Genomic DNA, 26,459 nt, shown 5'->3' with positions numbered 1-26,459 from the left:
CCTGATGGATGCCAGCATCGCAACGCTGGCCGAGGCGCTTGATGCGGGCCGGATCACCGCCACCGCGCTTCTGGCCGCGACGCTGGAACGCATCGCCGCTTATGACCGCGCGGGGCCGAAACTGAACGCGGTGCCGATCCTGAACCCCGAAATGTTCGCCGAGGCGCAGCAATCCGATCTCAGGCGCGCGCAGGGCCGGGCGCGGGGGCCGCTGGACGGGATCCCCTATACCGCCAAGGGCAGCTACAAGGCCAAGGGCCTGCCGGTCGATGCCGGATCGCCCGCTTTCGCCGCGCTGATCGCCAATGAGGACAGCTTCGCGGTTGAGCGGCTCAGGGCGGCGGGCGCGGTGCTGGTGGGGCTGACCACCATGCCGCCGATGGCCAATGGCGGGATGCAGCGCGGCCTGCACGGCCGGGCGGAATCGCCCTATTCGGCGGATTGGCTGACGGCCTCCTTCGCCTCTGGCTCGTCCAACGGGTCGGGCACCGCGACAGCGGCGGGTTTCGGTGCTTTCGGGCTGGGCGAAGAGACATGGTCCTCGGGGCGCGCGCCCGCCTCGCATAACGCGCTGTGCGCCTATACGCCCAGTCGGGGGACGATCTCGGTGCGGGGCAACTGGCCGCTGGTGCCGACGATGGACGTGGTCGTGCCGCATACCCGCTCGATGGCCGATATGCTGGTGCTGGTCGAGACGCTGCTTGTGGACGATCCGCGCCGCGACGGTGATTTCTGGCGCGCGCAGCCCTGGGTTCCGGTCAAGCCTGTCCGGATCAACGATGTTCCGGCGCTGGCCCGCGAGGCCACGCTTAAAGGGCGGCGCATCGGCATCCCGGCGATGTATCTCAACGCCGACCCCGAGGCGGGCACCGCACCCGATCCCGGCATCGGTGGCCCCACCGGCCAGCGGATCGACACCCGGGCCAGCGTCCTGCGGCTGTGGGAGCAGACGCGCGACCGGCTCGAAGCGGCGGGCGCGATGGTCACGCTGACCGATTTCCCGGTCGTCACGAATTACGAGGGCGACCGCCCCGGCGCACCGCGTATCGATACGCGAGGGCTGGTGAGCGCGGCCTATCTCAAGCGTGAGATCATCGATCTCTCGGCCTGGAGCTGGGACGATTTCCTGCGCCGCAACGGGCAGCCGGACCTCGATACGCTGGCCGCCATCGACGGCGCACGGATCTTCCCGCAGCCCAAAGGCGCGTTGCCCGACCGCTATACCGGCTTCGATGACGATATCGCCACCTATCCCGACCATGTGCGCGCCCATCCCCGCGCGGGGTTCGAGGATATTCCCGAAATCGCCGAAGGGCTGCGGGGGCTCGAAGAAACCCGCAAGCGCGATCTCGACGATTGGATGGATCGCCTTGGCCTTGATGCCGTGGTCTTTCCCGCCGTGGCGGATATCGCGCCCTCGGATGCCGATACCAACCCGGTTTCGGCCGATCTGGCATGGCGCAACGGGACATGGATTGCCAATGGCAACCTTGCGATGCGGCATCTGGGCATTCCCAGCGTCACGGTGCCGATGGGCATGCTCGGCGATATCGTGATGCCCGTGGGCCTGACGCTGATCGGGCGCGGAGGCGATGACGCGGCGCTTCTGTCACTGGCCTGCGCCATCGAGGCCGCGCTGCCGCCGCGCGCAGAACCGCCTCGCACCCCTGAGCTGCGCCCGCTGACGGCCCCCGTGCCGCCCGATGCGCCCCTGCCGCAACTGCGCGTCGAGACCCGGCATGAGGGCACGCAGACCCATCTGACCATCCATTGCGACAGCCCGCTTGCCGCGCTGAGCGTGGCAGGGCAGCCGGTGGCGACGGACCTGCCCGCCCGTGTCACGCTGGCGCGAAACACCCATCGTCACAGCGAATGGGCGCCGCCCTATGGCCCGCTGATCGTGGCGCTGAGCGAAGACGGGCGCGGCGCCTTCGCCGAGGGGTGATTACCCGTCCAGCAACCGCCCGGCGATCATGTCGCCAATGGGCAGGGCCGAGGTCGCGGCGGGCGAGGGGGCGTTGCAGACATGCAGCATCCGGTCGGTATCGAGAAACAGGAAATCGTGCAGCATTTCGCCCCCGGCGCCGACCGCCTGCGCGCGGATGCCCGGCGCCATCGGCGTCAGGTCGGCCAGTTCCAGCGACGGGCAATAGCGCTGGCAGGCGGCCAGATAGCGGCGTTTGAACAGTGAGTTGCCCAGTTCATCCAGACCGGGGCGGATATTCGCGGCAATCGCGCGCCAGAAGCCGGGAAAGGCCAGCATCGCGCCCAGATCGCGCAGATCGACCGACAGTTTCGGATATCCCTCGCGCGCAAGGCCCAGCATCGCGTTGGGCCCGACCGTCATCGAACCGTCGATCATCGGTGTCAGATGCACGCCAAGAAACGGCAGGCCCGGTTCGGGCACCGGATAGATCATCGAATGGGCAACGCCCGCGCGCTGGGTCCGCAAACGCCAGTATTCGCCGCGGAACGGCACGATCCGGTGCCGGATCTGCAAGCCCGCCATCTGCGCCACCCGGTCGGATTGCAAGCCCGCGCAGGCGACCAGCCGCCGCGCTTGTACAGTGCCGCCGGGCAGGGCGATCTCGACGGTGTCAGAGCGCTCGCGGATCGCCTGAGGCGCGGCGCCATAGTGGATCTCGGCCCCCTTGGCGGTGATCTCGCGCGCCAGCGCGTCCAGCACCTGCCGGTAATCCACGATGGCCGCGTCGGGCACGAAGATCGCCTTGAGCCCGGCAATCGCGGGTTCGCGTTCGGCGATCTCGGCTTGCGACATCAGCGTGGCGCGGATCCCGTTTTCGCCCGCCCGCGCATAGAGCGCGTCAAGGCGGGGGATCTCGTCTGCGCGCGTGGCGACGATCAGCTTGCCGCGATCCTCAAAGGCGATGCCGTGCTCGCGACAGAATTCCTTGGTGCGCGCGGCCCCGTCGCGGCACAGCCGCGCTTTCAGGCTGCCGGGCTGGTAATAGATCCCCGAATGGATCACGCCCGAATTATGCCCGGTCTGATGGTGGCCGAGGCCGCTTTCTTTTTCCAGCAGGATCAGGCTTGCGCCGGGTTGCCGATCCAGCAGCGCGCGCGCCGTGGCCAGCCCGACAATGCCGCCGCCGATGATGCAGAAATCGTGGATCATGCCGCCTCCGTTGATCGGAGCCTAGCGCAAACCGGGGCCGGGGAAAGCCCCCGGCGGTGGTTACAGATCGGGCGCGGTCAGATCGCCGACTGGCCCGTCCAGATGCAGCGTCGCGCCGGTCATGGCCTGCAAGGCGTCCAGCGTCAGCTCGGGCACCTTTTCGCGCAGCACGAAACGCCCCGCCACGATGTCGATCACCGCAAGGCTGGAATAGACCCGCGTGACGCAGCCGACGCCGGTCAGCGGCAGGCTGCAGGCGCGCACCAGCTTGGGCGCGCCGTCCTTGGTGACGTGATCCATCATTACCGCCACGCGCTTGGCGCCATGGACCAGATCCATCGCCCCGCCCACCGCCGGAACCCCGCGCGGGCCGGTCGACCAATTCGCCAGATCGCCGCTTTCGGCGACCTCGTAGGCGCCCAGAATAGCCACGTCCAGATGCCCGCCGCGCACCATCGCAAAACTGTCGGCGTGATGGAAAAACGCCGTGCCCGACTTCAGCGTCACCGCTTTCTTGCCCGCGTTGATCAGGTCCCAGTCTTCGCAGCCGGGGGGCGGAGCCTCGCCGAAACCCAGAATCCCGTTCTCGGTGTGAAAGATCGCTTCCCGTCCGGGCGGCTGGAACCTTGCCACCATTTCCGGCTGGCCGATGCCCAGATTGACATAGGCGCCGTCTTCGATGTCCTGCGCCGCGCGCCAGGCCATCTGCGTGGGGGTCAATCTCATGCCGGGACCTCGGGATAGCGCGAACCGGCGCGGTTCAGCGCCTCTTCCTGCGCGGGGTCGGGGATCTCGACCACGCCCTGCACGAAGATGCCGGGGGTGACCACCGCCTCGGGGTCGATCCCGCCCGGTTCCACCAGTTCCGAGACCTGCACGATGCTGACCTTGGCCGCCATGCACATCAGCGGGCCGAAATTCCGCGCGGCCATGCGGTAGGTCAGGTTGCCCATCGTGTCGCCGCGATGCGCCCGGACCAGCGCGTAATCCGCCTTGAGCCAGCGCTCGCGCACATACGGGCGGCCATCGAATTCCTCGACCGGTTTGCCCTCGGCCAGCGCGGTGCCGTAGCCCGTGGGCGTGTAGAAGGCCGGGATGCCCGCGCCGCCCGCGCGGATGCGTTCGGCCAGTGTCCCTTGCGGCACCAGCTCAAGCGTGATCCGCCCGGCCTTGTAGGCTTCGGTAAAGACCACCGGATCGGCCGAGCGCGGGAACGAGCAGATCAGCGTCGCGACCATCCCCTGTTCGATCAGCGCGGCAAGCCCGACATGGCCATTGCCCGCGTTGTTGTTGATGACGGTCAGGTCTTTGGGATGGCCGGTCGCCAGATAGCGGTCGATCAGCGCGTGGATCAGTTCGATCGGCGCACCCGAGCCGCCGAAACCGCCGATCATCACGCTCATGCCATCCTCGATCCCGGCCACGGCGGCGGCCGGATCGGGCAGGGTCTTGTCCATGACGCCCTCCTCGAAACCCGGGTCAAGGCATAGCTAGCGGGGCGTGGGCGGGTCCAGACGCGATGTTCGTTATTTTAACTTTGTTCGATATGCGCACGAAAGGCGACGCGCTTACCGCACCGGCAGGGCGGCGGCGCTGGCGATCAGCACATCCGACGGCGGCACCCGCAACAGGTCGCGGGCGTAATTGCCGAGGCTTGGCGCGGCGGGCTTGGCGGCAGATTTGGCGGATGGCTCGTCTGCGGGCTCGTCCGATTGCGTGCCCAGACAGAGCAGATCGGCGTCGAGCTCGCGGTGGCGGAAGGCCAGAACCTGATGCACACCGCCCTCGACGATCTCGGGCGGTTCGGCCAGCGGCGGCAGGCCGGGAAGCGCCAAGAACGCCTCGCGCGCCTGTTCGGCGCGGGCCTGCATCGCCGCTTTCTCGCGGCCCAGCGGCACCTGCAGCGCGTGGATCGCGTGGAATTCGGCGTCGGGCGCGACGCGGGCGGCGCAGATCAGCGCCTGCGCCGAGGCGGTCGAGAAATCGGTCGCCAGCAGGACCTGCCGATAGGCGCGATGCACCGGCTGCCGGGTGATGAGTACGGGGCAGGGCGCGGCCAGCACCACCCGCTCCATCGTCGTCAGGCGCAGCAGGTCCAGCACCCGGCGTTCGCGATGCGGGCCCAGAACGATAAGCCCGGCGGCCTCGGCCAGCGCCAGATCAGCCAGCGCCGTTTGCACCGGCCCGTCCAAAAGCCGTACGCGATCGGCCCCCGACTCGGCGGCGATCTCGTGCAGGCTCGCTTCAAGCTCGTCTTGCGGCAGCTTGCGTGTTTCCTCGCCGCGCACATGGGCCAGCAGCATTTGCGCATGCGGCGTGCGGGCCAGCGCGCGGGCGCGGGCAGCGACCTGAGCAGAGCGGTCGGACAGGTCGGTAGCGGCGATGACGGTGGCAAAGGGCATGGGGGCCTCAGAAGCGGGAAGCGGCGGGACGATCGCGCAGACGCGACACGAGTTCGGGCGCAAGCTCGGCCCCGGTATGGGCCTTGTGCGACAAAGCGGGGAAGGCGGCGCGCAGCGGCGTGGCCAGATCCTCGGGCAGGCGGGTCACCACGGTGGGGCAGACCATCAGGCTTTCGCAGGGCACGCCCTCGGCATAGATGACCTCATGCGCGTCGAAGACCAGCGAGAAATACTCGACGAAGCCACCTTCGCGCCGAAGAATGCCCGTGTCGTCAACAAGATGACGCGCCTGCACCAGAAGTTCGGCCGCCCCGGCCAGAGCGCGCGCCTCGCGGCGATACAGAAACAACCGGTGATGCGGGCTGATCGTCAGTGGATGCGGATTGCCCATCACGCCGGGCAGCACGGTGACCGGCGCGAAACCGCCCTCGGCGCGCAGGGTCACATCGCCTTTCCAGCGTAGGGGTTGCGCGCCGTGATCGCGGGTGATGACCGCATCGCCGGGCGCCAGATCCTCGACCGGGACTTGCCGCCCGTCGGCCATCGCGATCCGCGTCCCGCGCGCGAAAGCCCCGGCGACGATGCCCGCAAGCCGGATCGGGCCGGGGGCGTCGTCGGTGGCAATCAACGTATAGGTCAGCCCCGCGCGCAAGGGCGAGAGCGGCAGCGCGAACCGCGCGCCCGCCGTGGACAGGGCCAGAACCTCGACCAGATCGCCATCGGGCGCCATCAGCGACAGGCGACCTTCGAGCACCACGCGCTCGCCCGGTTGCCCGATCGCGCTGCCCTTGGCCAGCCGCCCGTTCCGGTCGGCATCGAGATCGAGCATCAGCGTCAGGACCCGCGCGCGGTCGTCGAGCCGGTAGTAATCGCCGCAGATACTGTCGGCAGGCGCGGGCATCGGGTCGCCCGCATTGGCGCCCGACACCACCTTGAGCACCCGTGCCGGATAGACCGTCACCGCATGCGCGGCGCGGGCCGGCGAGGCGGGCGCGGTCGGATAAGGCTTCGACATGTCGGGCGATCTCGATCAGGGCGGGCACAGAGCGGGGGAACGGCGCGATACTAGGGCCGCGCTGCCCATGGCGTCAATCGCGCGCCCGGTGATGTGCGGTCGCGTCCCGAGCCGTCGCATCCCGAGCGTCCCGGGCACGTTGCCCCGCCGCAGGGCGGGTGCTAGGTCATTGGCCAGCAATAGGAGACAGAGCATGGATCTCGGGATCAAGGGAAAACGCGCGCTGGTCTGCGCATCGTCCAAGGGGCTGGGCAAGGGCTGCGCCAAGGCACTGGCCGCGGCAGGCTGCGAGCTGGTTCTGAACGCGCGCGGCGCCGAAGCGCTGGAGGCGACCGCGGCCGAACTGCGCGACGCGTACGGCGTGCCGGTCACTGCTGTGGCTGCGGACATCACCACCGAAGAGGGCCGCGCCAAGGTGCTCGAAGCGGCGGGACGGATCGATATCCTCGTCACCAATGCGGGCGGCCCGCCGCCGGGGGTCTGGTCGGATTGGAGCCGGGACGATTTCATCAAGGCGCTTGACGCCAACATGCTGACGCCCATCGCGCTGATGCAGGCGCTGCTGCCGGGGATGATGGAGCGCGGCTGGGGCCGGGTGGTCAACATCACCAGCCAGGCGGTCAAAGCGCCGCTGGCGCCGCTGGGCCTGTCGAACTCGGCCCGCACCGGGCTGACAGGCTTCGTCGCCGGGACCTCGCGACAGATCGCCGGGTCGGGCGTGACGATCAACAATCTGCTGCCCGGGATCCATGATACCGACCGCGCGACCTCGCTCGACAAGGGCGTGGCGGAAAAACAGGGCATTACGATGGACGCCGCGCGCAAGCAGCGCGAGGCGACGATCCCCGCCGGTCGCTACGGCACCGCCGAGGAATTCGGCGCCACCTGTGCTTTCATCTGCTCGCAACATGCGGGCTTCATGGTGGGCCAGAACGTGCTGCTCGATGGCGGCGGCGTGAATACCACGCTGTGACGGACAGGGCGGGCCAGCGGGGGCATCGAGCCCCCGCGGGCCCGCTCGGGGGGCGCTGCCCCCCGCCGCGCGTGCCGCGCGCCCCCCGGGATATTTGGGGATCAAAGATGGGGGCAGGCATCCGGCGCCTTTGCCCTTGCTTGCCCGCCGGGGAGCCGCGTGGTCTAGTGGGAAAAAACACGGAAGATCCATGCCCAAAGTGACCGCTGCCGATGGCGCCCAGCTCTATTACACCGACGAGGGGCACGGGATCCCGCTGCTGTGCCTCGCCGGGCTCACGCGCAATTCCAGTGATTTCGATTACCTCGCCCCGCATCTGCCGCCGCTGCGGCTGATCCGGCTGGATTATCGCGGGCGCGGGCAATCCGACTGGACCGGGGCCGAGACCTATACGATCGTGCAGGAAGGCGCTGATGTGCTGGCGCTTCTGGACCATCTGGGGCTGGAAAGCGCGGCGATTCTGGGCACCTCGCGCGGCGGGCTGATCGGGATGTACCTGTCCGCGGTGGCGCCCGAGCGGGTGCGTGGACTGGTGCTGAACGATGTCGGCCCGGTGATCGAGCGGTCCGGGCTTGATCGGATCCGCGATTATATCGGCCGCACGCCCGAGCTGCATACCCACGCTGCCATGGCCGTCGCGCTGGAGCATTCGATGACCGGCTTCGACGCGCCGCCCGCCCGCTGGATGCAGGAGGCGCGGCGCCATTACATCCAGACCGAGCAGGGGCTCGATCTGCCCTATGACCCGGCCCTGCGCACGGCCTTTCTCGACGCGATGGCGCAGCCGCAGGCCGATGCTTGGCCGCTTTTCGAGGCCTGTCTGGGCAAGCCGCTGGGCCTGATCCGGGGGGCCAATTCCGACCTGCTCAGCGCGGCCACGGCCGAAGAGATGCAGGCGCGCGCACCGGATATGATCTTCGAAGAGGTTCCCGACCGCGCGCATGTGCCGTTCCTCGATGAGCCCGAATCTTTGAGCGTCATCCACCGTTTTCTGGGATTGCTGATTTGACCGATATCCACATGATCGACGCCGCCGCCGGGCGGCTCTCGGGGCATGCACGCCGCACGCCGCTGCTGTCTTCACCCTTTCTCGACGAGATTGCCGGGCGCCCGATTTTCGTGAAGGCCGAATGCCTGCAGCATACCGGCTCGTTCAAGTTCCGTGGCGCGTGGAACGCGATTTCGGCGCTGCGCGAGACGGGCGAGAGCAAAGGGATCATCGCCTTTTCTTCGGGGAATCACGCGCAGGGCGTGGCGCTGGCGTCGCGGCTGCAGGGGCTGCCCTCGGTCATCGTGATGCCTGCGGATGCGCCGGCGATCAAGATCGAGAATACCCGCGCGCTGGGCGCCGAGGTGGTGCTTTATGACCGCGCCACCGAGGATCGCGACGAGATCGGGGCGCGGCTGGCGCGCGAGCGCGGCTTGTCTCTGGTTAAGCCCTTCGACATGGCCGAGGTGATTGCCGGGCAGGGGACGAGCGGGCTGGAAATCGCCGAACAGGCGGCCGAGGCGGGGATCGACCGCGCGCAGGTGCTGGTGCCCTGCGGGGGCGGCGGTCTGACCTCGGGGATCGCGCTGGCGCTTGAGGCGCGCGCGCCGGGCTTCCGGGTGCATCCGGTCGAGCCCGAGGGCTTCGACGATGTCCTGCGTTCGCAAAAAGCCGGAGAACGCCAGCGCAACGCACGGCTTTCGGGCTCGATCTGCGACGCGATCATCACGCCGACGCCCGGCGATCTGACATGGCCGGTCATCCAGCGGCTCTGCGGGGACGGCTTCGCAGTGAGCGAGGACGAGGCGCTCAGGGCTATGGCGCTGGCGAATGACCGGTTGAAGATCGTGCTGGAGCCGGGTGGCGCGGTGGCGTTGGCGGCGGCGTTGTTCCGGCCCGGCGAAGGTCCGGTCATCGCCGTGGCCTCGGGCGGGAATGTGGACCGCGCGATGATGGCCCGCGCGCTGGGCCAATGAGCCTGCCCGATCTGAGCGCGCTGGCACAGCCCGGCGCGCGGATCGCCGTGCGCGCCACGCCGCGCGCGAAGCAGGACGGGATCGAGCCGGGTGAGGAGGGGGCGCCGGTGAAGATCCGCGTCACTGCGCCGGCCGACAAGGGGCGCGCGAATGCGGCGGTCACCAAGCTTCTGGCCAAGGCGATGGGCGTGGCACCGTCGCGGCTGACGCTGCTGCGCGGGGAGACGGCGCGCGACAAACTGTTTCGGCTGGACTAAGCGGCGTCGTGGTATGAGGGGCGCTGCGCCTAGCCCTCGTCCGGCTCGCCCGGGCGGCGCACGCGGTAGATGCCCTCGGGCAGGTCCAGAGCGGCGCGCAACTCCTTGAGCTGGTGCATCGACAGGTTGATGACCATCACCTCATCGGTATCGGGATCTACCTGCGTGAGGGTGACGCCATCGTCATGGCTTTCGATCACGACATCCTCATTGAGGGGCGCGTCGCCCTCGTCGATGAGGGTGATGACCGTGGCGTCGAAATCGTGCTCGATGGTGAACATGCGCGCAGCCTAGCGCAGCCAGTGGCGCGCGCAATCGAAATCCGCGCGGCGGGCGGGGCGGTCGGCGACCGGGTGCCAAGAGAACAATCGGGGGGTTATTCGGGCTCGAACAATTCGCTCTGGCCCGGCGCACGGGGCGGGGTCAGGCCCAGATGGCGCCAGCTTGCCTGCGTCAGCATCCGCCCGCGCGGGGTGCGCGCGATCAGGCCCTGTTGCAGCAGATAGGGCTCGATCACCTCTTCGATCGCGTCGCGGCTTTCGCTGAGCGCTGCGGCGATGGTTTCGACGCCCACCGGCCCGCCGCCATAGCTTTCGGCCAAGAGCCTCAGGTAGCGGCGGTCGGCGCCGTCGAGGCCCAGCCTGTCCACGCCCAGCCGGGTCAGCGCGCTGTCGGCCAGCACCTGCGTCAGTGCGCCGTCGCCTTCGACCAGCGCGAAATCCACCACCCGACGCAGCAGCCGCCCGGCGATGCGGGGCGTGCCGCGTGCGCGGCGGGCGATTTCGCGCACGCCCTCGGCTTCGGCCCGGACGCCCAGAAGCCGGGCGCCGCGCGCGACGATCTCGCACAGTTCCGGCTCGGTATAGAATTGCAGCCGGGTGGGAATGCCGAAGCGGTCGCGCAGCGGCGTCGTCAGCAGGCCCAGCCGGGTCGTCGCGCCGACCAGTGTGAAGGGCTGCAGCTCGATCCGGACGGTGCGCGCGGCGGGGCCTTCGCCGATCACCAGATCGAGTTGAAAATCTTCCATCGCCGGATAGAGCACCTCTTCGACGGCGGGGTTGAGGCGGTGGATCTCGTCAATGAAAAGCACGTCGCGCGGCTCGAGATTGGTCAGGATCGCCGCCAGATCGCCCGCCTTGGCCAGAACCGGCCCCGAGGTCATGCGAAAGCCCGAGCCCAGTTCGCGCGCCATGATCTGCGCCAGCGTCGTCTTGCCCAGACCCGGCGGGCCGTAAAACAGCGTGTGGTCCATCGCTTCTTCGCGCATCCGCGCGGATTGGATGAACACCTTGAGATTGGCGCGGGCCTCGTGCTGACCGATGAACTCATCGAGCATCTGCGGCCGCAGGGCGCGGTCGGCATCCTCGGGCTGGCTTTCGGGGCGCAGGGTGGGATCGGGTTCGGTCATGTCAGGGGTCTAGCGCGCGAGGGCGGGTCCCGGAAGCGGGGCGCTGCCCCGCACTCCGAAGTATTTGGGACAAGATGAAAGCCAAGGTCACTTCGGTGCCAGCAGTTTCAGCGCGGCGCGGATCAGCGCCGGGGCCTCGGTTTCGGTTTCGGCGGCGGTGGCGACGGCCTGCGCGGCCTCGGACGGGCCATAGCCCAGATTGGTCAGCGCCGAGAGCGCATCGGCCTGCGCCTGTTGCGAGAGACGGCGGGCCGAGGCTTTGGGTTTCGCGGCGGGCTCGGGGGCTTCGACGGGGGGCTCGGGCGCCTCAATCACCTCGGCCTCACCATCGAGATCGGGCGCGGTGCCGCCCATCGCCATCACGGCAGGCGCCTTGTCCTTAAGCTCCATCACCACGCGCTGCGCCAGTTTCGGCCCGACGCCCGGCGCCTTGCGGATTGCGCCTGCATCGCCGATGGCCAGCGCGCGCGCCACGCCGTCGGGGCCCAGCGTGCCCAGGATCGCCATCGCCGCCTTGGCGCCCACCCCCTGAACCGAGTTCAGCAGGCGGTGCCATTCCTTTTCCATCAGCGTGGTGAAGCCGAAAAGCTGCAGCAGATCCTCGCGCACCAGAAGTTCGGTATAGAGCGCGGCCATGCCGCCGGGGCCGGGCAGGGCCATCAGCGTGCGGTCCGAGACATGGACGACATAGCCCACGCCCTTGACGTCGAGCAGGACATGGTCGCCTGCCTTATAGTCGATCCGGCCCGAAAGCTTGCCGATCATCCCGCCGCCCTCAACGCCGCTTCCAGCCGTCCGCTGCTTTGCATGTGGAACGCGTGGCACAGCGCCACCGCCAGCGCATCGGCGGCGTCGGGGCCTTCGATCTGCACGCCCGGCAATTGCATCCGTACCATGTGATCGACCTGAACCTTCGCGGCCTTGCCCACGCCCACCACGGCTTTCTTGACCGCGTTCGGGGCGTATTCGCCGACCTTCAGTCCCGCCTGCGCCGGGACCAGCAGCGCGATCGCGCGGGCATGGCCCAGTTTCAGCGTCGCGACCGCGTCCTTGTTGACGAAGGTCTGCTCGACCGCCGCGCAATCGGGGCGCTGCGCAGTGAGCACGGCTTCAAGCTGGATGTGAAGTTGCAACAGGCGCGTGGCGAGATCGGCCTTGCCATCGGTATGCAGCACACCATTCGCGACATGGCGCAGGCGTGTGCCGTCGACATCGATCACGCCCCAGCCGAGATTGCGCAAACCGGGGTCGAGTCCCATCACACGCATGCTGACATCCTGCCCGTTGATACCGTGTTTAGATCCTGCGTCGGTTGGCCCGACATTTGCGTCACGGCTAGCACGAAAAGTGAACATTGGCCAGCGGAAAGCCGGTTCGGGCCGGGCGCGCGGGCGGGGGGTGTCACAAGACGGTTGCAAGTTTCGCAAATGCCGCTAGATAGGTCGTATTCCATCCACGAGCGCCGTGAGAAGGGTATCTTTGTGATGCCTGATGCTATGCCTTGAAAGCATGGCAGGAATGCAGCGAATCCGTCTACTCAATGCCTGCCTGCGCGGCTATTTCCCCGGGTGAAGCACAAAGCTTCGGCAGTATTGAAACGACAGGAGCCTCCGATGGCATTCTTCACAACCGCCCGCCCCGTCGCCGACGGCGTGTTCGGCCGCAGCCTCGGGTTCTCGTTCGCCGATGTCTTCGCCCGCGTCGCCGCGTGGAACGACAAACGTGTCACCCGCCGCGAGCTGGGCAAACTCTCGGATCGTGAACTCGACGATATCGGTCTTTGCCGTGGCGACATCGAGGACGCGGTCAACGCGATGCGCTGACCCATGGTCCTCGACTCTACACGACAGTAACGCCGCCCGGACCCCCGGTGCGGCGTTTTCGTTTGCGTGAGGGTGGCGTCAGAGCGTGGCCGTGCTTCGCGTCGTATCCGGCCCGCCCCGCATCGCGGTGGCCAGCGCCGTGCTGATCGGGTCCGCCCCGGCGATCCACTGATAGATCTGCGCGCCGATCCCGGCTTCGGCGGGGACGACGGTGCGGAAATGCTCGGTGCCATGCGCGACGGCGGCGGCCTTGAGCACGAAGAAACACACCAAGGTTCCCCCCAGCACGCTGAAGATCGAGGTGAGCCTGCGCGGCTTCGCCTCGCGGGTTTTCACCGCTTCGACACGTGAGGAAAGGACGCGCTCCATCCGGCGCATGAAATCGGGGCTTTGCATCGGCACATACTCAACTGACCACAGGGAACGCGCGTCAGTCTGCCCGGCGATTTTGGCAAAATTCAGGCCCACGCGGATCGGGAGCGTCCCGTGATGCGAACGCCCCCTGAATGACCTGCTTCAGACCCGCTTGAGAACCAGCGTCGTCCAGTCGCCGATCTCTTCGCGCTCGGCTTCCGCAAAGCCCGCTGCCTCGTATGCCGCCAGCACATCCGCCGCCTGCGTGTTCAACAGGCCCGACAGGATCGCAAGGCTGCCCGCTTCGGTATGCTTGGCCATATCGGGCGCGATCATGATCAGCGGGCCCTTGAGGATATTGGCGAAAACCAGATCGAAGGGGGCGCGGGCTTCGATCAGCGGATGGTGGAAGCCCACCGCCTCGATGCATTCGACCCGGCCTGCCAAACCATTGGCGAGGACATTGGCCTCGGCCACGTCGACCGCGACCTCGTCGATATCGCTGGCCAGCACCGTTTCCGGCCAGATCTTCGCCGCCGCCATCGCCAATACGGCGGTGCCGCAGCCCACATCGATCACGTTCTTGCCGTGAAAGCCGCGTTCGGCCAGCCGGTCCAGCGCGCGCAGACAGCCAAGCGTGGTGCCGTGATGGCCGGTCCCGAACGCCATCGCCGCTTCGATCAAGAGACCGATCCGGTCTTCGGGCAGCTTGTCGGCATCATGGGCGCCATAGACGAAGAAGCGCCCGGCCTCGACCGGCTTCAATTCGCGGCGGACATGCGCAACCCAGTCGATTTCGGGCAGTTCCGAGACCGCAAATTCCGCCGCGCCAAAGGCCGCAGCCATCAGCGTCAGGGCGATATCGTCGGGGATCTCGGTGAAGTAGGCGCCGACTTCCCACAGGCCCGAGCCATCTTCCAGCTCGAACACGCCGACGCCGACGGGTTCGGGCTCCATCTCTTCCAGCGCTTCGCCCAGAGCCTGGGCGCGGGCCTCGTCGGGCAGGGTGGTCAGAGCGGTATAGGTCGGCATGGGGCGGTCTCCGAAGGGATATACCGCCCTAGCCGCTCAGGGGTCAGACCGCAAGGCCCACGGGGCAGCTGACGCCGGTGCCGCCGATGCCGCAATAGCCGCCCGGGTTCTTGGCGAGGTATTGCTGGTGATAATCCTCGGCCATGAAGAACGGTGTCGCATCGCGGATCTCGGTGGTGATCGTGCCCAGCCCGGCGGCGCGCAGGCGCTCTTGATACACTTTGCGGCTGGCCTCGGCGGCGTCGCGCTGCGCCTGCGAGGTTGGGTAGATACCGCTGCGGTACTGCGTGCCGCGATCATTGCCCTGACGCATGCCCTGCGTCGGATCGTGACCTTCCCAGAACACCTTGAGCAGCGCCTCGTAGCTTACGACCTTGGGGTCGTAGATCACGCGGACCAGTTCGTTATGCGCGGTCTTGCCGGTGCACACTTCCTGATAGGTCGGGTTGGGCGTGTGCCCCGCGCCGTAGCCGACCATGGTCAGCCAGACGCCTTCGGTATTCCAGAACATCCGTTCGACGCCCCAGAAGCAGCCCATGCCGAAGATCGCCTCTTCCATGCCTTCGGGGATCGGGGCGGCAAGCGGGCGGCCGGTCAGGAAATGCGTCTCGGCGGTCGGGATCGGCTGGGCGCGGCCGGGCAGCGCCTCGTCGGGCGAGACCAAATCGTAGGATTTCGAGGAAAAGAACATCGGCGGTCCTCCTGTTGATCCACGCCAGATAATCCGCCGGGCGCGCGATGCAAGGCACGAGACTGGGCCGGGGGCCGGGCCGAGGGGCGCCTCAGCCGTCGAGCCCCGGCTCGTCGAGCAGGGTGCGGCCGTGGCGGTCCTCGACCTCGATCACCCACAGATCGGGGTCGCGTGCGCGTTCGCGGGCGATCTGCGCGTCGATCTCGGGCTCGGGGCCGCGCGCGATCTCGGTCCAGTGGCGGCTATCGCTCAGCAGGTCGAATTGCCGCTGATGCAGGCTGGCGGTGCCGTCGAGCGGGCTTTGCTTGATCAGCACGCTGCCCGCATTCGCATCGCCCTTGGACACGACGAAGGCTGGGATATCGGCCAGACGCAGGCGCGCGAGATAGGCGCCGACCCAGAAGTCGGCGGTCAGCCGCGCGCTCACGGGCGAGGTCCGTCAGGATGCGAGGGGCTGCGCGCCCCTCGCGCTCCCGCGCCAAAGGGGGGCACGCCCCCCTTTGGAAACCCCGTGAGTATTGGGAGCAAAGTGAAATCAGGCATTGCCGTCGCGGAAATCGAGGCCCATTTCGCCGTAGCGCTCGGCCTCGTTCAGCCAGTTGGCGCGCACCCGCACGGTCAGGAACAGGTGCACTTTGCGGCCGAGGAATTCGGTGATCTCGGCGCGGGCCTGCTGGCCGATCGCCTTTACCGTCTCGCCCTTGTGGCCCAGCACGATGCCCTTGTGGCCGTCGCGGGCGACGAAGATCACCTGATCGATGCGCACCGAGCCGTCGTCGCGTTCTTCCCAGTTCTCGGTCTCGACCGTCAATTCATAGGGCAGTTCCTGATGCAGACGGAGCGTGCATTTCTCGCGCGTCATCTCGGCGGCGATCATGCGCATCGGCAGGTCGGCGATCTGGTCCTCGGGGTAGAGCCACGGGCCTTCGGGCAGTTCCGCGCCGAGCCAGGCTTTCAGATCCTGCGCCCCGTGGCCGCGTTCGGCGGAGATGAGGAAGGTTTTCACGAACGGGTAGGCCGCGTTCATCTGTTCGGTCAGCGCGAGCAGGACCTCGGCCTTGACCTTGTCGATCTTGTTGATCGCCAGCGCGACCTTCTGGCGGGGATTGGCGCGGGTTTCGAGCGCTTCGAGGATTGCCTTGACGCCGTCGGTCATGCCGCGATGGGCCTCGATCAGAAGCACGACGATATCGGCATCCGCCGCCCCGCCCCAGGCTGCCGCGACCATCGCGCGGTCGAGCCGGCGGCGCGGGCGGAACAGTCCCGGCGTGTCGACGAAGACGATCTGCGCGTCGCCTTCGAGGGCGATACCCCGGATGCGGGCGCGCGTCGTCTGCACCTTGTGGGTAACGATCGACACCTTGGCACCGACCATCCGGTTGGTGAGGGTCGATTTGCCCGCATTGGGCTCTCCGATCAGGGCAACGAAGCCCGCGCGTGTGGTCATGGGGAGATCTCCAGCTGAAGCTGTGGGCCTTATACCATGCGCCGTCCGCGGGCCAGCGTGAAGAGTCCCGAGCCCACGATCAGCACGCAGCCCGCGATCATCCAGCCATCGGGGACCTCGTTGAACATCACGGCTGCAAGGATCAGCGCAAAGATCAGGCGGGTGTAGCGGAAGGGCGTCACCACCGAGACCTCGCCCGTGCGCATCGCCACGGTGAGCGAGGCATAGGCGGCGACGCCGAACAGGGCGGTCGCGGCAATAAGCGCGGCGGGAAGCGGTGCGGGCAGAACCAGCGGCGTACCCGAGGCCAGCTGCACGACCAGCCCGGCCACGAACAGGACCGACATGCCCAGCACCCCGAGTTGCGCATTGGTGACGCTGAGCGGCGCGGCGCGCGTGGCAAGATCGCGCCCGGCAAAGCCCAGCATCCCCAGCACGGCAAAGATCGCGGCCATATCCATGCCTTCGCCCGTGGGCCGCAGCACCATCATCACGCCGACCAGACCCACGGCAATGGCGAGCCAGCGGCGCCAGCCCACGCGTTCGCCGAACACCACGACGGCGCCCGCGACCACCACCAGCGGCGTCGCCTGCAGGATGGCCGAGGTCAGGCCCAGCCCGGTAAAGGCCAGCGCGAGCGAATAGAACAGCCGCCCGCAAAGCTCGATCCCCGAGCGCAGCATCAGCCCGCGCGTCAGGCGCGGCACCGGGCGTTCGCCGCGCAGCAGGGCGATCAGGCTGAAAGCCGCGACCCCAAGCAGGCCGAAGCCCATGATGGCGATGGCGGGTGGCACAGACTGGGTGGCGGCCTTGAGACAGGCGTCTTCGAGCGCGAAACAGGCCATGGCCAGCACCATGAACAGGGCGCCGCGCCGGTTCTGGGCGGGGTTCACGCCGCGCCCCGTGACGGGGTCGTCATTCCTGTGCCACCTGTTTGAGAAGCGCCTTGGCGGCGGCCTGTTCGGCCTGCCGCTTGGCCCCGGCGGTGCCCTGCGCGTGGCGCCCGTCTTCGAGCCGGGCCTCGATGGTGAAGATCGGCGCATGCGGCGGGCCGTCGCGGCCCAGTTCGACATAGCGCGGCGGCGTTTCGCCGCGCGCCTGCGCCCATTCCTGCAGCGCGGTTTTGGGGTCGCGCGCATCGTCGTCGACCTGATCGATCTTGTCGTCCCAATGCGACAGGATCACCGCGCGCGCGGCCTCCAGCCCGGCATCGAGATAGATTGCGGCCAGCACGGCCTCCATCGCGTCGCCCAGAAGCGCCTCTTTGCGCCGCCCGCCCGAGATCATCTCGGACCGGCCCAGCCTGAGCACGGCGCCGAGGTCGATCTTGCGGGCGATGGCCGCGCAGGCCTCCTTGCGCACCAGCGCGTTGAAGCGTGGGGCGAGTTGCCCTTCGGTCGCGTCCTTGTCGGCCGAAAACAGCGTCTCGGCCATCACCAGGCCAAGCACCCGGTCGCCGAGGAATTCCAGCCGCTGGTTATGCGGTCGGGTGGCCGAGCCCGCCGAGGCATGCGTCAACGCGCGCTGCAACAGCGCGGGACGCTCGAAACGGTGGCCGAGACGGTCGGAAAAAGCCGCCATTTCGGCGGAAAGCGTAGGACCCTTGGACATCAGTGCAGCGCGTGAAACAGTCTGTCGAAACGCCAGGTCCAGACCGCCAGAAGCGAGGACCCGGCCGAGGAGAATACCACCCGGTCGGCCCGCCCGATCAGGTTCTCGACGGGGACAAAGCCGACCCCGCCGCGCGCCAGCGCATAGCGCGAATCGAGCGAGTTGTCACGATTGTCGCCCATGACGAAGACATGACCGGGCGGCACCGTGAAGGTGGTGGTGGTATCGGCGAAACTCAGATCGGAAATGCTGAGCACCGGATAGCTGACGCCGTTGGGCAGCGTCTCGATCGCGCGGTCCTTCAGGCAGATTTCATCGGGGCGCGGCCGGTTGCGACAGCGCGGCATCGCGCGGGCGGGGCCTTGCGGGGCATAGACCTCGCGGTAGGTGCCCGCTTCGCGGTGTGCGACCATGCGGTCGTTGAGAAACAGCAGGCCGTCGCGCATCTGGATCCGATCACCGGGCAGGCCGATCAGCCGCTTGATGTAATCGTCGCCGCTGCGCGGATGGCGGAACACGACGATGTCACCGCGCTCGGGCAGGGCGCCCCAGAGCCGACCCTCGATCGGGCACAGGGCGAAGGGGCAGGAAAAGCGCGACCAGCCATAGGCGAATTTGTTGACGAAGAGAAAGTCGCCGACCAGCAGCGTTTCCTTCATCGACCCCGAGGGGATCCAGAACGGCTGCACGAGGAACGAACGCACCATCCCCGCCAGCAACAGCGCGACCACGACGGTCTTCACCGTCTGCCACCAGCCATGCCGTTTGGGGAATTCGCCGCTGACCAAGCTGAAGACGCGCCTCCGATCCGGCCACGCCGCCCGGTTGCGGACGCGACGGCAACCTTCTGCGGAGTGCGGCGCAGGGTGTCAAGCGGCGACGGTGTCGCGCAAGTATGGGAAAGGGCGCGCGGCGGGGCTGAAATCCCCGATCCGCGCGCCCTTTGTCAGGCTCGGTCCCCTGCGGGGGGATCAGTCCTGATAGTGCAGCGAGTGGAAGAAACGGTCCATGCGCCAGGTCCAGAAGGCCAGCATCGAGGTTCCGGCTGACGAGAACATCACCCGGTCGGCGCGGCCGATCAGGTTTTCGAACGGCACCATGCCCACCCCGCCCGACGGTTGCGGGAAGCGCGAGTCGACCGAATTGTCGCGGTTGTCGCCCATGAAGAAGAAATGGCCCTCGGGCACGGTGAAGACCGGCGTGTCATCGGCATAGCCGCCGTCTTCGATATTCAGGACCGGATAGCTCACGCCGTTGGGCAGTGTCTCGATCTCGCGGCCCTTCAGGCACTGGCCCCCCTGACCGACAGGCGCGTTCTCGCAGCGTGGATATTGACCGGCGCTGCCCTGACGTTCGTAGGTTTCGGCGAAATCGCCGTCGGGGCGACGCTCGACCGGCTCGTCATTGATATAAAGCAGGCCGTCGCGCACCTGAATCCGGTCGCCCGGCAGGCCCACCAGACGCTTGATCAGGTCGTCGCCGCTGACCGGATGGCGGAACACGACGATATCGCCGCGCTCGGGCATCGAGGCGAAGATCCGGCCCGAGATCGGGCAGATCGCGAAGGGGCAGGAATAGCGCGAATAGCCATAGGCCCATTTGTTGACGAACAGGAAATCGCCGATCAGCAGCGTCTCTTTCATCGAGCCCGATGGGATCCAGAAGGGCTGGAAGAACAGCGTGCGGAAAACACCCGCAATCAGCAGCGCCCAGATCACGGTTTTCACCGTTTCCCAGATCCCGTCTTTCTTTTCTGCGCCGGCAGCCATGGTTCATCCTCACGTTGCTGCCCGCAGGCATGTCACGCGGGGTTTCTGAACCGGCCCCGGCGGCGTGTCAAGCGCGCGGCGGGGTGGTCCCGGAGGCGTGATGGCGCGCCTGTGGCGGCCGGGGCAGGGGGGCTGTCTGCCCCCCTCTTGGCCTTGCGGCCAATTCACCCCCCGAGGATATTTCGGGATTAAAGATGCGCGCGGGAGGCCTCGTCACCGGCGCGGCGCGCGGCTAGGATTGCAGGCTGTATGGCGGCACGGGAGAAAGCGTGTGAAGTTGAAGCGGCTCGAGACCTTTCACAACGAATTCGTCTGCATGGTGCGCGCCACCGACGAGGAAGGCGCGTTCGGCTGGGGGCAATGTTCGACCTATAATGCCGATATCACCGCGCAGGTCTTTCACCGCCAGATCGTGCCCTGGGCGCTGGGTCAAGAGACAGGCGATATCGCCGGGCTGGTGGCGCGGATCGAGCGGGCCGAGCACAAGTTTCCGGGATCTTATCGCAACCGGGCGATGGCAGGGCTGGATACCGCCTTGTGGGATCTTGCCGGGCGGCGCGCGGGGTTGCCGGTGGCGGCGCTGATCGGCGGGACGGCGGGGCCGGTGCGCGCCTATGCCAGTTCGATGCGCCGCGACCTGACGCCCGGCGACGAGGCCGAGCGGCTGAAGCGGATCTGCGGCGAGCAGGGATTCACCGCGGCCAAGTTCCGCATCGGTGCCGAGATGGGCGAGGATCGCGACCAATGGGAGGGGCGGACCGAGGCGATCATTCCCGCCGTCACCGCCGCTTTGCCGGGGATCGAGACGCTGGTCGACGCCAATTCCGGTTTCAGCGCGGCGCGGGCGATCGCCGTCGGGCGGATGTTGCAGGACCACGGTGTCGGCCATTTCGAAGAGCCGGTTTTGTGGTGGGATCTGGACGCAACGTGTGCGGTGGCCGAGGCGCTGGAGATTGACGTTGCGGGGGGCGAGCAGGAGGTGGAACCGGGCCGCTTTGCGCAGATGATCGGTACGCGTGCGGTGGATATCGTCCAGCCCGACGTGATGTATCTGGGCGGGCTGGCGAAGACGCTGCAGGTTGCGCGGATGGCGGAGGCGGCCGGGCTGCCGGTGACGCCGCATGCCGCCAATCTGGGGCTGGTGACGATGGCGACGATGCATCTGCTCAGGGCGCTGCCGAATGCGGGCAAGTATCTGGAATTCTCGATCGAGGGCGACGATTACTATCCTTGGCAGCGGGGCCTCTTCGCGGGTGATCCGTTCCGGGTGACGGACGGGCAGCTTACGGTCAGCGAGGCGCCGGGCTGGGGCATTGCGCCCGACCCCGACTGGCTGGCCGGGGCGATCCATACCGATTCCGACATGGGGCAGGCCAGTGCCTATGCCGCGCTTTACCATGACACGCTGGGCGCGCGGCTCTAGCGCCCCTTTTCACCAGTGCGCGCATCCGCTATCTGACGCTCTGACCCAGCCGAGGCCAGCAGATGACCGAGCTCGACCGAATCCGCAATTTCTCCATCGTGGCGCATATCGACCACGGTAAATCCACGCTTGCCGACCGGCTGATCCAGCTGACCGGCACCGTGGCCGAGCGCGATATGAAGGCGCAGATGCTCGACGCGATGGATATCGAGCGCGAGCGCGGTATCACCATCAAGGCCAACTCGGTGCGGATCGAGTATCCGGCCAAGGACGGCCACACCTATATCCTGAACCTGATCGATACGCCCGGCCATGTCGACTTCGCCTATGAAGTCAGCCGCTCGATGCGCGCGGTCGAAGGCTCGCTTCTGGTTGTCGATGCCTCTCAGGGTGTCGAGGCGCAGACGCTTGCCAATGTCTATCAGGCGATCGACGCGAACCATGAAATCGTGCCGGTTCTCAACAAGATCGACCTGCCCGCCGCCGAGCCCGAGCGGGTAAAGGAGCAGATCGAGGACGTGATCGGGATCGACGCGTCGGACGCGATCCCGATCTCGGCCAAGTCGGGGATGGGGATCCCCGAGGTGCTGGAAGCCATCGTCAACCGCCTGCCCGCGCCCAAGGGCGACCGCAACGCACCGCTGAAGGCGATGCTGGTCGATAGCTGGTACGACCCGTATCTGGGGGTCGTCGTGATGATCCGCGTCATGGACGGCGTGATCCGCAAGGGCGACCGTATCAAGATGATGCAGACGGGCGCGGTTTACGGCGTCGACAAGCTGGCCGTTCTGAAGCCGCAGATGGTCGATATCGCCGAGCTGGGACCGGGCGAGATCGGCATCTGGACCGGCTCGATCAAGCAGGTGCGCGACACCCGCGTGGGCGATACGATCACCACCGAGAAGAAGGGTTGCGAGAAACCCCTGCCGGGCTTCAAACCCGCGCAGCCGGTGGTGTTCTGCGGCCTGTTCCCGGTCGATGCCAACGACTTCGAGGATCTGCGCGATGCGATCGAAAAGCTGCAGCTCAACGATGCGTCGTTCAGCTCGGAAATGGAGACCTCGGCGGCGCTGGGCTTCGGCTTCCGCTGCGGGTTCCTGGGGCTGTTGCACCTGGAAGTGATCCGCGACCGGCTGGAGCGCGAATACGATCTGGACCTGATCACCACCGCGCCCTCGGTCGTCTACAAGATCCACATGCGCGACGGCACGATGCAGGAGCTGCACAACCCCGCCGACATGCCCGACCTGACCCATGTCGACCATGTCGAAGAGCCGCGCATCAAGGCCACGATCATGGTGCCCGACGAATATCTGGGCGACGTGCTGAAGCTGTGTCAGGACCGCCGCGGCATCCAGCTGAACCTGACCTATGCCGGCGCGCGGGCGATGGTGGAATATGACCTGCCACTGAATGAAGTGGTGTTCGATTTCTATGATCGCCTGAAATCCGTAACGAAAGGTTACGCGAGCTTCGATTACGCCATCACGGGTTATCGCGAGGATAATCTGGTGAAGATGCAGATCCTTGTGAATGACGAGCCGGTCGATGCGCTGTCGATGATGGTCCATCGCGACCGCGCCGAGGCGCGTGGACGTCAGATGTGCGAGAAGCTGAAAGAGCTGATCCCCCGGCACATGTTCAAGATCCCGATTCAGGCGGCCATCGGTGGCCGCGTGGTGGCGCGTGAGACGCTGTCGGCGATGCGCAAGGACGTGACGGCAAAATGCTACGGCGGCGATGCGACGCGGAAGCGCAAGCTTCTGGACAAGCAGAAGGCCGGCAAGAAGAAGATGCGCCAGTTCGGCAAGGTCGAGATCCCGCAATCGGCGTTCATTGCCGCCCTGAAGATGGACAGCTGAGGCTGTCCGTCTTCAGGGCCGGTGCGGGAAAGCGATTTGCGTCAGCAAATTGCGGTCGCACTTGGTGAAAGTAAGAGCGGATGGGGATTGACAGCTGAGGCTGTCTGCCTTCGGGCTGTCGCCGGGACGCGATGTGCGCAGCACCGTGATGCCGTATTCGTTCGAACAGCGCGGTACGGTTTTCGAGGCGGCAACGCTGTAGGGTGCGTGGTTTCCACGCACCGATCCGGCAAGTGGTGCGTGGAAACCACGCACCCTACGGGCGCAGCCCGACACGTCGATCGCGGTGCACCGAGGAGAATGGCCAGTCCTCGGGCCGCGCGACCAGTCCGTGTTTCACCGGATCGTCGCGACAATAGGCCAGAAGCGCCGCGTATTCGTCGTCGTCGCGCACATGGTGTTCCCAATAGCGCCGTTGCCACAGCGCCTTTTCCCCCCGATTCACATGGCTGGCCCGTCGCGATCCTGCGGGCAGATCCCTGGAAAACCGGGCCTTGATCAGCCGCCAGCGGGTGGCGTAGTCGCAATCCGCTTCGGGCAGGGTCCAGACGCAGTGCAAATGGTCAGGCAGGACCACCATCGCGTCGATGGTAAAGCCGCGTTCGCGCCGCGTGCGGGCAACGGCGAGGCGCAGGCGATCGACCTGATCGGTCAGCAGCGTGTCGCCGCGCCGCGCGAGATGCACGGTAAAGAAGATCGTGGCCCCGGGAAGCCTGATGCGGCGATAGGATGACATCGCGCAATCAGGCCAGCGAAGGTTGAAATAAGCGTTAAGCCGTCCGCACCGGCCCTGAGCGCCGCCGAAACCGGCTTTGCACCCGGGCCAAACGCCCGTTATTCCGCCGCCTGCCGGACGCGGGTATCTTCCTCGGGCAACGTTCCCTGTTCTTCGATCTCGGGCAGCCCTTCGCGTGACAGCAGCACGGCGACCGGGCGGGCCGAAGGAATATGCGAGCAAACGATCATCGCCGCGACCATGATCGGCACGGCAAGGAACATCCCCGGTATCCCCCACAGCGCCCCCCAGAAGGCGAGCGAGATGATGATCCCGAAGGAAGACACCCTGAGCGCGCGGCCCATGAGCATCGGGTCGATCACCGAGCCCAGCACGAATTGGACCATGCCCGCGATGACGAACACCAGAAGCGCGGTCGCGGGTTCGGGGACCTGAATCAGCGCGACGAGGCCCAGAAGGATCGTCGCGATAATCGAACCGACCGAGGGGATATAGTTCAGAACGAAGGTCAGGATCGCCATCGGCCCCGCGAAATCGAGCCGGAATCCCTCCATCAGCGCGTAGACGGCGATGGCGGTGGCGACCGAGACGGCGGTCTTGACCAGCAGATAATGGTTTACCCGGCGGACGATGGAATGGATGATCCTGCCCACCCGGCGGGCCTTGGCCGGGTCGTGCAGCAGGTTTTCGAGCTTGGTATTGAACCACAGCCGTTCGGCGAACATGAAGCCCACGAACAGGATCACCAGCGTCGTCGCCGACAACAGGTTCGAGGCCTGCCCGGCCAGCGTCGACAGATAGCCCGAGACTTCGATCGACCGGATCGAGGTTTCGACCATCTGCTCGGCCTCGGGCGAGATCCACGCGGCGAGGCGCGAAATCGCGGTGATCGCCTGATCGGTATAGCCCACCGTCGTGGTGACGACCGCGTTGACCTGACTGATGACGATCCCGGACAGCGTCAGCAGCAGCACCGCGATCATCGTGAAGGCGCCCATCGAGGCGAGCCAGTTGGTGATCTTCCACGAGCCGATGCGCAGCTTCGAGAAAGCATTGATCGCGTCGGCGGTCATCGAGAACAGGATGATCGCGATCACCAGCGAAATCAGGATGAACCGGGCCTGAACCAGCAGGAACAGGATCATCGAAAAGGCAAGGATACCCAGGAACCAGGTTTGCAGCCGGTTGCGGTCAACCAGCGAAAGCCGATGCGCGCTGTCGGTATCCGGAGTGGCGGGGTCGATCTCGTGCGGGGTCATCGGTGCTTGTTTCGCAAGGTTTTCTCAAGACTAGGATGCGGGGCGGTCCGACACAACTGCGGAAGGGACGCGTGCCTCATCCGCGCCGCGCCGCGGCGGCTTCGAGCGCGGGAACGAGGTCCCCATACCCCGTCACGCGGCGTTCATAGGCAAGTCCCAAACGCTTTGCACAATCGCGCGCCATCGCGTCCAGCGCCGGATCGTCGGTCTGGGCCAGATAGATCAGTGTCTCGTAATTGCCGAACATCATCTCGATCAGTTCGGGATGGCGGTCAAAGCCCATCGGGCGCCAGACGAAAGCGTCGAATTGCCGGACCAGAAAGTCGGTCAGGTAAAAGGCGGTGATTTCGTCCTCGGCCCGCGCGGCGAAGTCAGCATTGCCCGAGAAAAAGGCATAGCAATGCGGCCCCTCGACCATCTCGACACCCAGCGCCTTGCAGCGCGCCTGCAACAGCCCGCCGGTGCCGCAATCGGCATAGACCACGAAGATCTCGTTATAGCGCGCGCGGTATTTCTCGACCGCCGCCTCGACCGCGTCGGGGATCCGGTCGGGCCACAGATGCAGGTTCGCGGGCAGGCAATGCAGGTCGAGATGGGTCCAGCCATTCGCTGCCTTGATGGCGATGATCTCATGCGCCAGCGCGCCGCAGGCCAGCGCCAGAACCCGGCCCTCGCCCCCGGCCTCACGCTCGGGGCGAAGCCCCTGCGCCGTCAGTTGAGCGTCGGATGGGGCTTCGGGCAGGGAGGGCATCTCAGCTTGCGCCGCCCTGCGCGCGCTCGATCACCGGGCGCAGGCGTTCTTCGACGACTTCTTCGGTGATAGGTCCGGCATGGCGCATCAGGATATTCCCGTCGCCGTCGACCACGAAGGTCTCAGGCAGCCCGACAACGCCCCAGTCCAGCCCCATCCGCGCACGCGGATCGGCGCCGATCGCGGTGAACGGGTTGCCCAGCTCGTCCAGAAAATCCATCGCGCGGTCGGGTTCGTCGCGGTAATTGACGCCCAGTACGGTGAAACCTTCTTCGGCCAGCGCCTCGACCACGGGGGCCTCGGCGCGGCAGGGCGGGCACCACGACGCCCAGAAATTCACCAGCGTCAGCTCGCCCGAGCGCAGCATGTCGTCGGTAAAGAGCGGCAGGTCTTCCAGCTGCGACAGCTCGACCATCGGCGCAGGATGGCCCGCGCGGGCCGAGGGCAGGTCGTCGCGGTCTTCGCGGAAATTGCCCACCGCCACGAAGGCGACGAAACCGGCCAGCAGAACCGGGGGCAGGATAAGGAGCGGGTTGATCTTCATG

General features: G+C 66.9%; 30 protein-coding genes. 8 read left to right on the top strand and 22 right to left on the bottom strand.

From position 1 onward, the window contains the following. Positions 1-4: 4 nt before the first annotated feature. Complete coding sequence (locus JI664_RS03125) at positions 5-1,945, top strand: amidase (protein ID WP_211201609.1); 1,941 nt, start codon at positions 5-7, stop codon at positions 1,943-1,945. On the opposite strand, the gene lhgO is transcribed toward JI664_RS03125, so the two are convergent. The 5 genes from lhgO to JI664_RS03100 form a co-directional block, all read right to left on the bottom strand. After that, positions 1,946-3,136: an L-2-hydroxyglutarate oxidase gene (lhgO, locus tag JI664_RS03120; protein ID WP_211201608.1), complete on the bottom strand. Its 1,191-nt coding sequence runs from the start codon at positions 3,134-3,136 to the stop codon at positions 1,946-1,948. A 60-nt stretch (positions 3,137-3,196) separates the two neighbouring features. Then, positions 3,197-3,862, bottom strand: coding sequence for a 3-oxoacid CoA-transferase subunit B (locus tag JI664_RS03115; protein WP_207012259.1), 666 nt, complete (start codon positions 3,860-3,862; stop codon positions 3,197-3,199). Continuing rightward, on the bottom strand, positions 3,859-4,593 hold the full coding sequence (locus tag JI664_RS03110; RefSeq protein ID WP_207012258.1) for a 3-oxoacid CoA-transferase subunit A: 735 nt from the start codon (positions 4,591-4,593) through the stop codon (positions 3,859-3,861). Before JI664_RS03110 ends, JI664_RS03115 begins: the two co-directional genes overlap by 4 nt. 111 nt (positions 4,594-4,704) lie before the next feature. Further along, positions 4,705-5,538: a universal stress protein gene (locus JI664_RS03105; protein ID WP_207012257.1), complete on the bottom strand. Its 834-nt coding sequence runs from the start codon at positions 5,536-5,538 to the stop codon at positions 4,705-4,707. Positions 5,539-5,545: 7 nt separating this feature from the next. Further along, a complete protein-coding gene (locus JI664_RS03100; RefSeq protein ID WP_207012256.1) occupies positions 5,546-6,553 on the bottom strand; it encodes a Hint domain-containing protein in 1,008 nt (335 codons plus the stop codon). 193 nt (positions 6,554-6,746) lie between these two features. On the opposite strand from JI664_RS03100, the gene JI664_RS03095 reads away from it, so the two are divergent. The 4 genes from JI664_RS03095 (at position 6,747) to JI664_RS03080 (ending at position 9,748) form a co-directional block, all read left to right on the top strand. After that, positions 6,747-7,526 carry an SDR family oxidoreductase gene (locus JI664_RS03095; RefSeq protein WP_207012255.1) on the top strand — a complete coding sequence of 260 codons (780 nt, stop codon included), beginning with the start codon at positions 6,747-6,749 and terminating at the stop codon, positions 7,524-7,526. 190 nt (positions 7,527-7,716) lie between these two features. Further along, positions 7,717-8,535, top strand: coding sequence for an alpha/beta fold hydrolase (locus JI664_RS03090; RefSeq protein ID WP_207012254.1), 819 nt, complete (start codon positions 7,717-7,719; stop codon positions 8,533-8,535). Beyond that, entirely contained in the window at positions 8,532-9,491 is a 960-nt protein-coding gene (locus JI664_RS03085) for a threonine ammonia-lyase (RefSeq protein ID WP_207012253.1), read from the top strand. The genes JI664_RS03090 and JI664_RS03085 overlap by 4 nt, the downstream gene beginning before the upstream one ends. Next, complete coding sequence (locus JI664_RS03080; protein ID WP_207012252.1) at positions 9,488-9,748, top strand: DUF167 domain-containing protein; 261 nt, start codon at positions 9,488-9,490, stop codon at positions 9,746-9,748. Before JI664_RS03085 ends, JI664_RS03080 begins: the two co-directional genes overlap by 4 nt. A gap of 29 nt (positions 9,749-9,777) precedes the next feature. Here the strand turns inward: JI664_RS03080 and JI664_RS03075 are convergent, their stop codons facing one another. The 4 genes from JI664_RS03075 to ruvC all read right to left on the bottom strand — a co-directional run bounded on the left by JI664_RS03075 (position 9,778) and on the right by ruvC (position 12,424). Beyond that, complete coding sequence (locus JI664_RS03075; protein WP_207012251.1) at positions 9,778-10,029, bottom strand: hypothetical protein; 252 nt, start codon at positions 10,027-10,029, stop codon at positions 9,778-9,780. A 95-nt stretch (positions 10,030-10,124) separates the two neighbouring features. Then, a complete protein-coding gene (ruvB, locus tag JI664_RS03070) occupies positions 10,125-11,156 on the bottom strand; it encodes a Holliday junction branch migration DNA helicase RuvB (RefSeq protein ID WP_207012250.1) in 1,032 nt (343 codons plus the stop codon). An 87-nt stretch (positions 11,157-11,243) separates the two neighbouring features. Then, positions 11,244-11,921, bottom strand: coding sequence for a Holliday junction branch migration protein RuvA (gene ruvA / locus JI664_RS03065; protein ID WP_207012249.1), 678 nt, complete (start codon positions 11,919-11,921; stop codon positions 11,244-11,246). After that, complete coding sequence (ruvC, locus tag JI664_RS03060) at positions 11,918-12,424, bottom strand: crossover junction endodeoxyribonuclease RuvC (RefSeq protein ID WP_207012248.1); 507 nt, start codon at positions 12,422-12,424, stop codon at positions 11,918-11,920. Before ruvC ends, ruvA begins: the two co-directional genes overlap by 4 nt. Before the next feature lie 345 nt (positions 12,425-12,769). On the opposite strand from ruvC, the gene JI664_RS03055 reads away from it, so the two are divergent. Further along, a complete protein-coding gene (locus JI664_RS03055; RefSeq protein ID WP_207012247.1) occupies positions 12,770-12,979 on the top strand; it encodes a DUF1127 domain-containing protein in 210 nt (69 codons plus the stop codon). A 78-nt stretch (positions 12,980-13,057) separates the two neighbouring features. Here JI664_RS03055 and JI664_RS03050 read toward each other — a convergent pair whose 3' ends face one another. The 9 genes from JI664_RS03050 to lepB (JI664_RS03010) form a co-directional block, all read right to left on the bottom strand. Then, positions 13,058-13,375: a hypothetical protein gene (locus JI664_RS03050; RefSeq protein WP_207012246.1), complete on the bottom strand. Its 318-nt coding sequence runs from the start codon at positions 13,373-13,375 to the stop codon at positions 13,058-13,060. A gap of 120 nt (positions 13,376-13,495) precedes the next feature. Then, positions 13,496-14,365 carry a 50S ribosomal protein L11 methyltransferase gene (locus JI664_RS03045; RefSeq protein WP_207012245.1) on the bottom strand — a complete coding sequence of 290 codons (870 nt, stop codon included), beginning with the start codon at positions 14,363-14,365 and terminating at the stop codon, positions 13,496-13,498. A 43-nt stretch (positions 14,366-14,408) separates the two neighbouring features. Further along, positions 14,409-15,056 carry a peptide-methionine (S)-S-oxide reductase MsrA gene (msrA, locus tag JI664_RS03040; RefSeq protein ID WP_207012244.1) on the bottom strand — a complete coding sequence of 216 codons (648 nt, stop codon included), beginning with the start codon at positions 15,054-15,056 and terminating at the stop codon, positions 14,409-14,411. A 91-nt stretch (positions 15,057-15,147) separates the two neighbouring features. Then, positions 15,148-15,483 carry a DUF1491 family protein gene (locus JI664_RS03035; protein ID WP_207012243.1) on the bottom strand — a complete coding sequence of 112 codons (336 nt, stop codon included), beginning with the start codon at positions 15,481-15,483 and terminating at the stop codon, positions 15,148-15,150. Between the two features lie 108 nt (positions 15,484-15,591). Continuing rightward, complete coding sequence (era, locus tag JI664_RS03030) at positions 15,592-16,503, bottom strand: GTPase Era (RefSeq protein ID WP_207012242.1); 912 nt, start codon at positions 16,501-16,503, stop codon at positions 15,592-15,594. A 29-nt stretch (positions 16,504-16,532) separates the two neighbouring features. Further along, positions 16,533-17,396, bottom strand: a complete 864-nt coding sequence (locus tag JI664_RS03025) for a DMT family transporter (protein ID WP_349768677.1) — start codon at positions 17,394-17,396, stop codon at positions 16,533-16,535. 22 nt (positions 17,397-17,418) lie between these two features. After that, complete coding sequence (rnc, locus tag JI664_RS03020) at positions 17,419-18,114, bottom strand: ribonuclease III (RefSeq protein WP_207012241.1); 696 nt, start codon at positions 18,112-18,114, stop codon at positions 17,419-17,421. Next, entirely contained in the window at positions 18,114-18,902 is a 789-nt protein-coding gene (gene lepB, locus JI664_RS03015; protein ID WP_286173800.1) for a signal peptidase I, read from the bottom strand. The genes rnc and lepB (JI664_RS03015) overlap by 1 nt, the downstream gene beginning before the upstream one ends. Before the next feature lie 183 nt (positions 18,903-19,085). After that, the gene (gene lepB, locus JI664_RS03010) at positions 19,086-19,883 is read right to left on the bottom strand and encodes a signal peptidase I (RefSeq protein WP_207012240.1); all 798 of its coding nucleotides are present in this window, start codon (positions 19,881-19,883) and stop codon (positions 19,086-19,088) included. Positions 19,884-20,154: 271 nt separating this feature from the next. Between lepB (JI664_RS03010) and JI664_RS03005 the strand changes: the two genes are divergently transcribed. Next, positions 20,155-21,306 carry a mandelate racemase/muconate lactonizing enzyme family protein gene (locus JI664_RS03005; RefSeq protein ID WP_207012239.1) on the top strand — a complete coding sequence of 384 codons (1,152 nt, stop codon included), beginning with the start codon at positions 20,155-20,157 and terminating at the stop codon, positions 21,304-21,306. A gap of 62 nt (positions 21,307-21,368) precedes the next feature. Further along, positions 21,369-23,168 carry a translation elongation factor 4 gene (gene lepA / locus JI664_RS03000; RefSeq protein ID WP_207012238.1) on the top strand — a complete coding sequence of 600 codons (1,800 nt, stop codon included), beginning with the start codon at positions 21,369-21,371 and terminating at the stop codon, positions 23,166-23,168. 256 nt (positions 23,169-23,424) lie between these two features. On the opposite strand, the gene JI664_RS02995 is transcribed toward lepA, so the two are convergent. The 4 genes from JI664_RS02995 to JI664_RS02980 all read right to left on the bottom strand — a co-directional run bounded on the left by JI664_RS02995 (position 23,425) and on the right by JI664_RS02980 (position 26,458). Further along, positions 23,425-23,904 (bottom strand): REP-associated tyrosine transposase, encoded by a 480-nt coding sequence (locus tag JI664_RS02995; RefSeq protein WP_207012237.1) that lies wholly within the window; start codon positions 23,902-23,904, stop codon positions 23,425-23,427. 98 nt (positions 23,905-24,002) lie between these two features. After that, positions 24,003-25,163 carry an AI-2E family transporter gene (locus JI664_RS02990; RefSeq protein ID WP_207012236.1) on the bottom strand — a complete coding sequence of 387 codons (1,161 nt, stop codon included), beginning with the start codon at positions 25,161-25,163 and terminating at the stop codon, positions 24,003-24,005. Between the two features lie 76 nt (positions 25,164-25,239). Continuing rightward, positions 25,240-25,914 (bottom strand): DUF1638 domain-containing protein, encoded by a 675-nt coding sequence (locus tag JI664_RS02985; protein WP_207012235.1) that lies wholly within the window; start codon positions 25,912-25,914, stop codon positions 25,240-25,242. A 1-nt stretch (position 25,915) separates the two neighbouring features. Then, on the bottom strand, positions 25,916-26,458 hold the full coding sequence (locus JI664_RS02980; RefSeq protein WP_207012234.1) for a DsbE family thiol:disulfide interchange protein: 543 nt from the start codon (positions 26,456-26,458) through the stop codon (positions 25,916-25,918). Position 26,459: the final 1 nt, after the last annotated feature.

It is taken from the genome of Rhodobacter sp. NTK016B, assembly GCF_017303295.1.
GTDB lineage: Bacteria > Pseudomonadota > Alphaproteobacteria > Rhodobacterales > Rhodobacteraceae > Pararhodobacter.
This window is presented reverse-complemented; position numbering and strand designations above follow the sequence as displayed.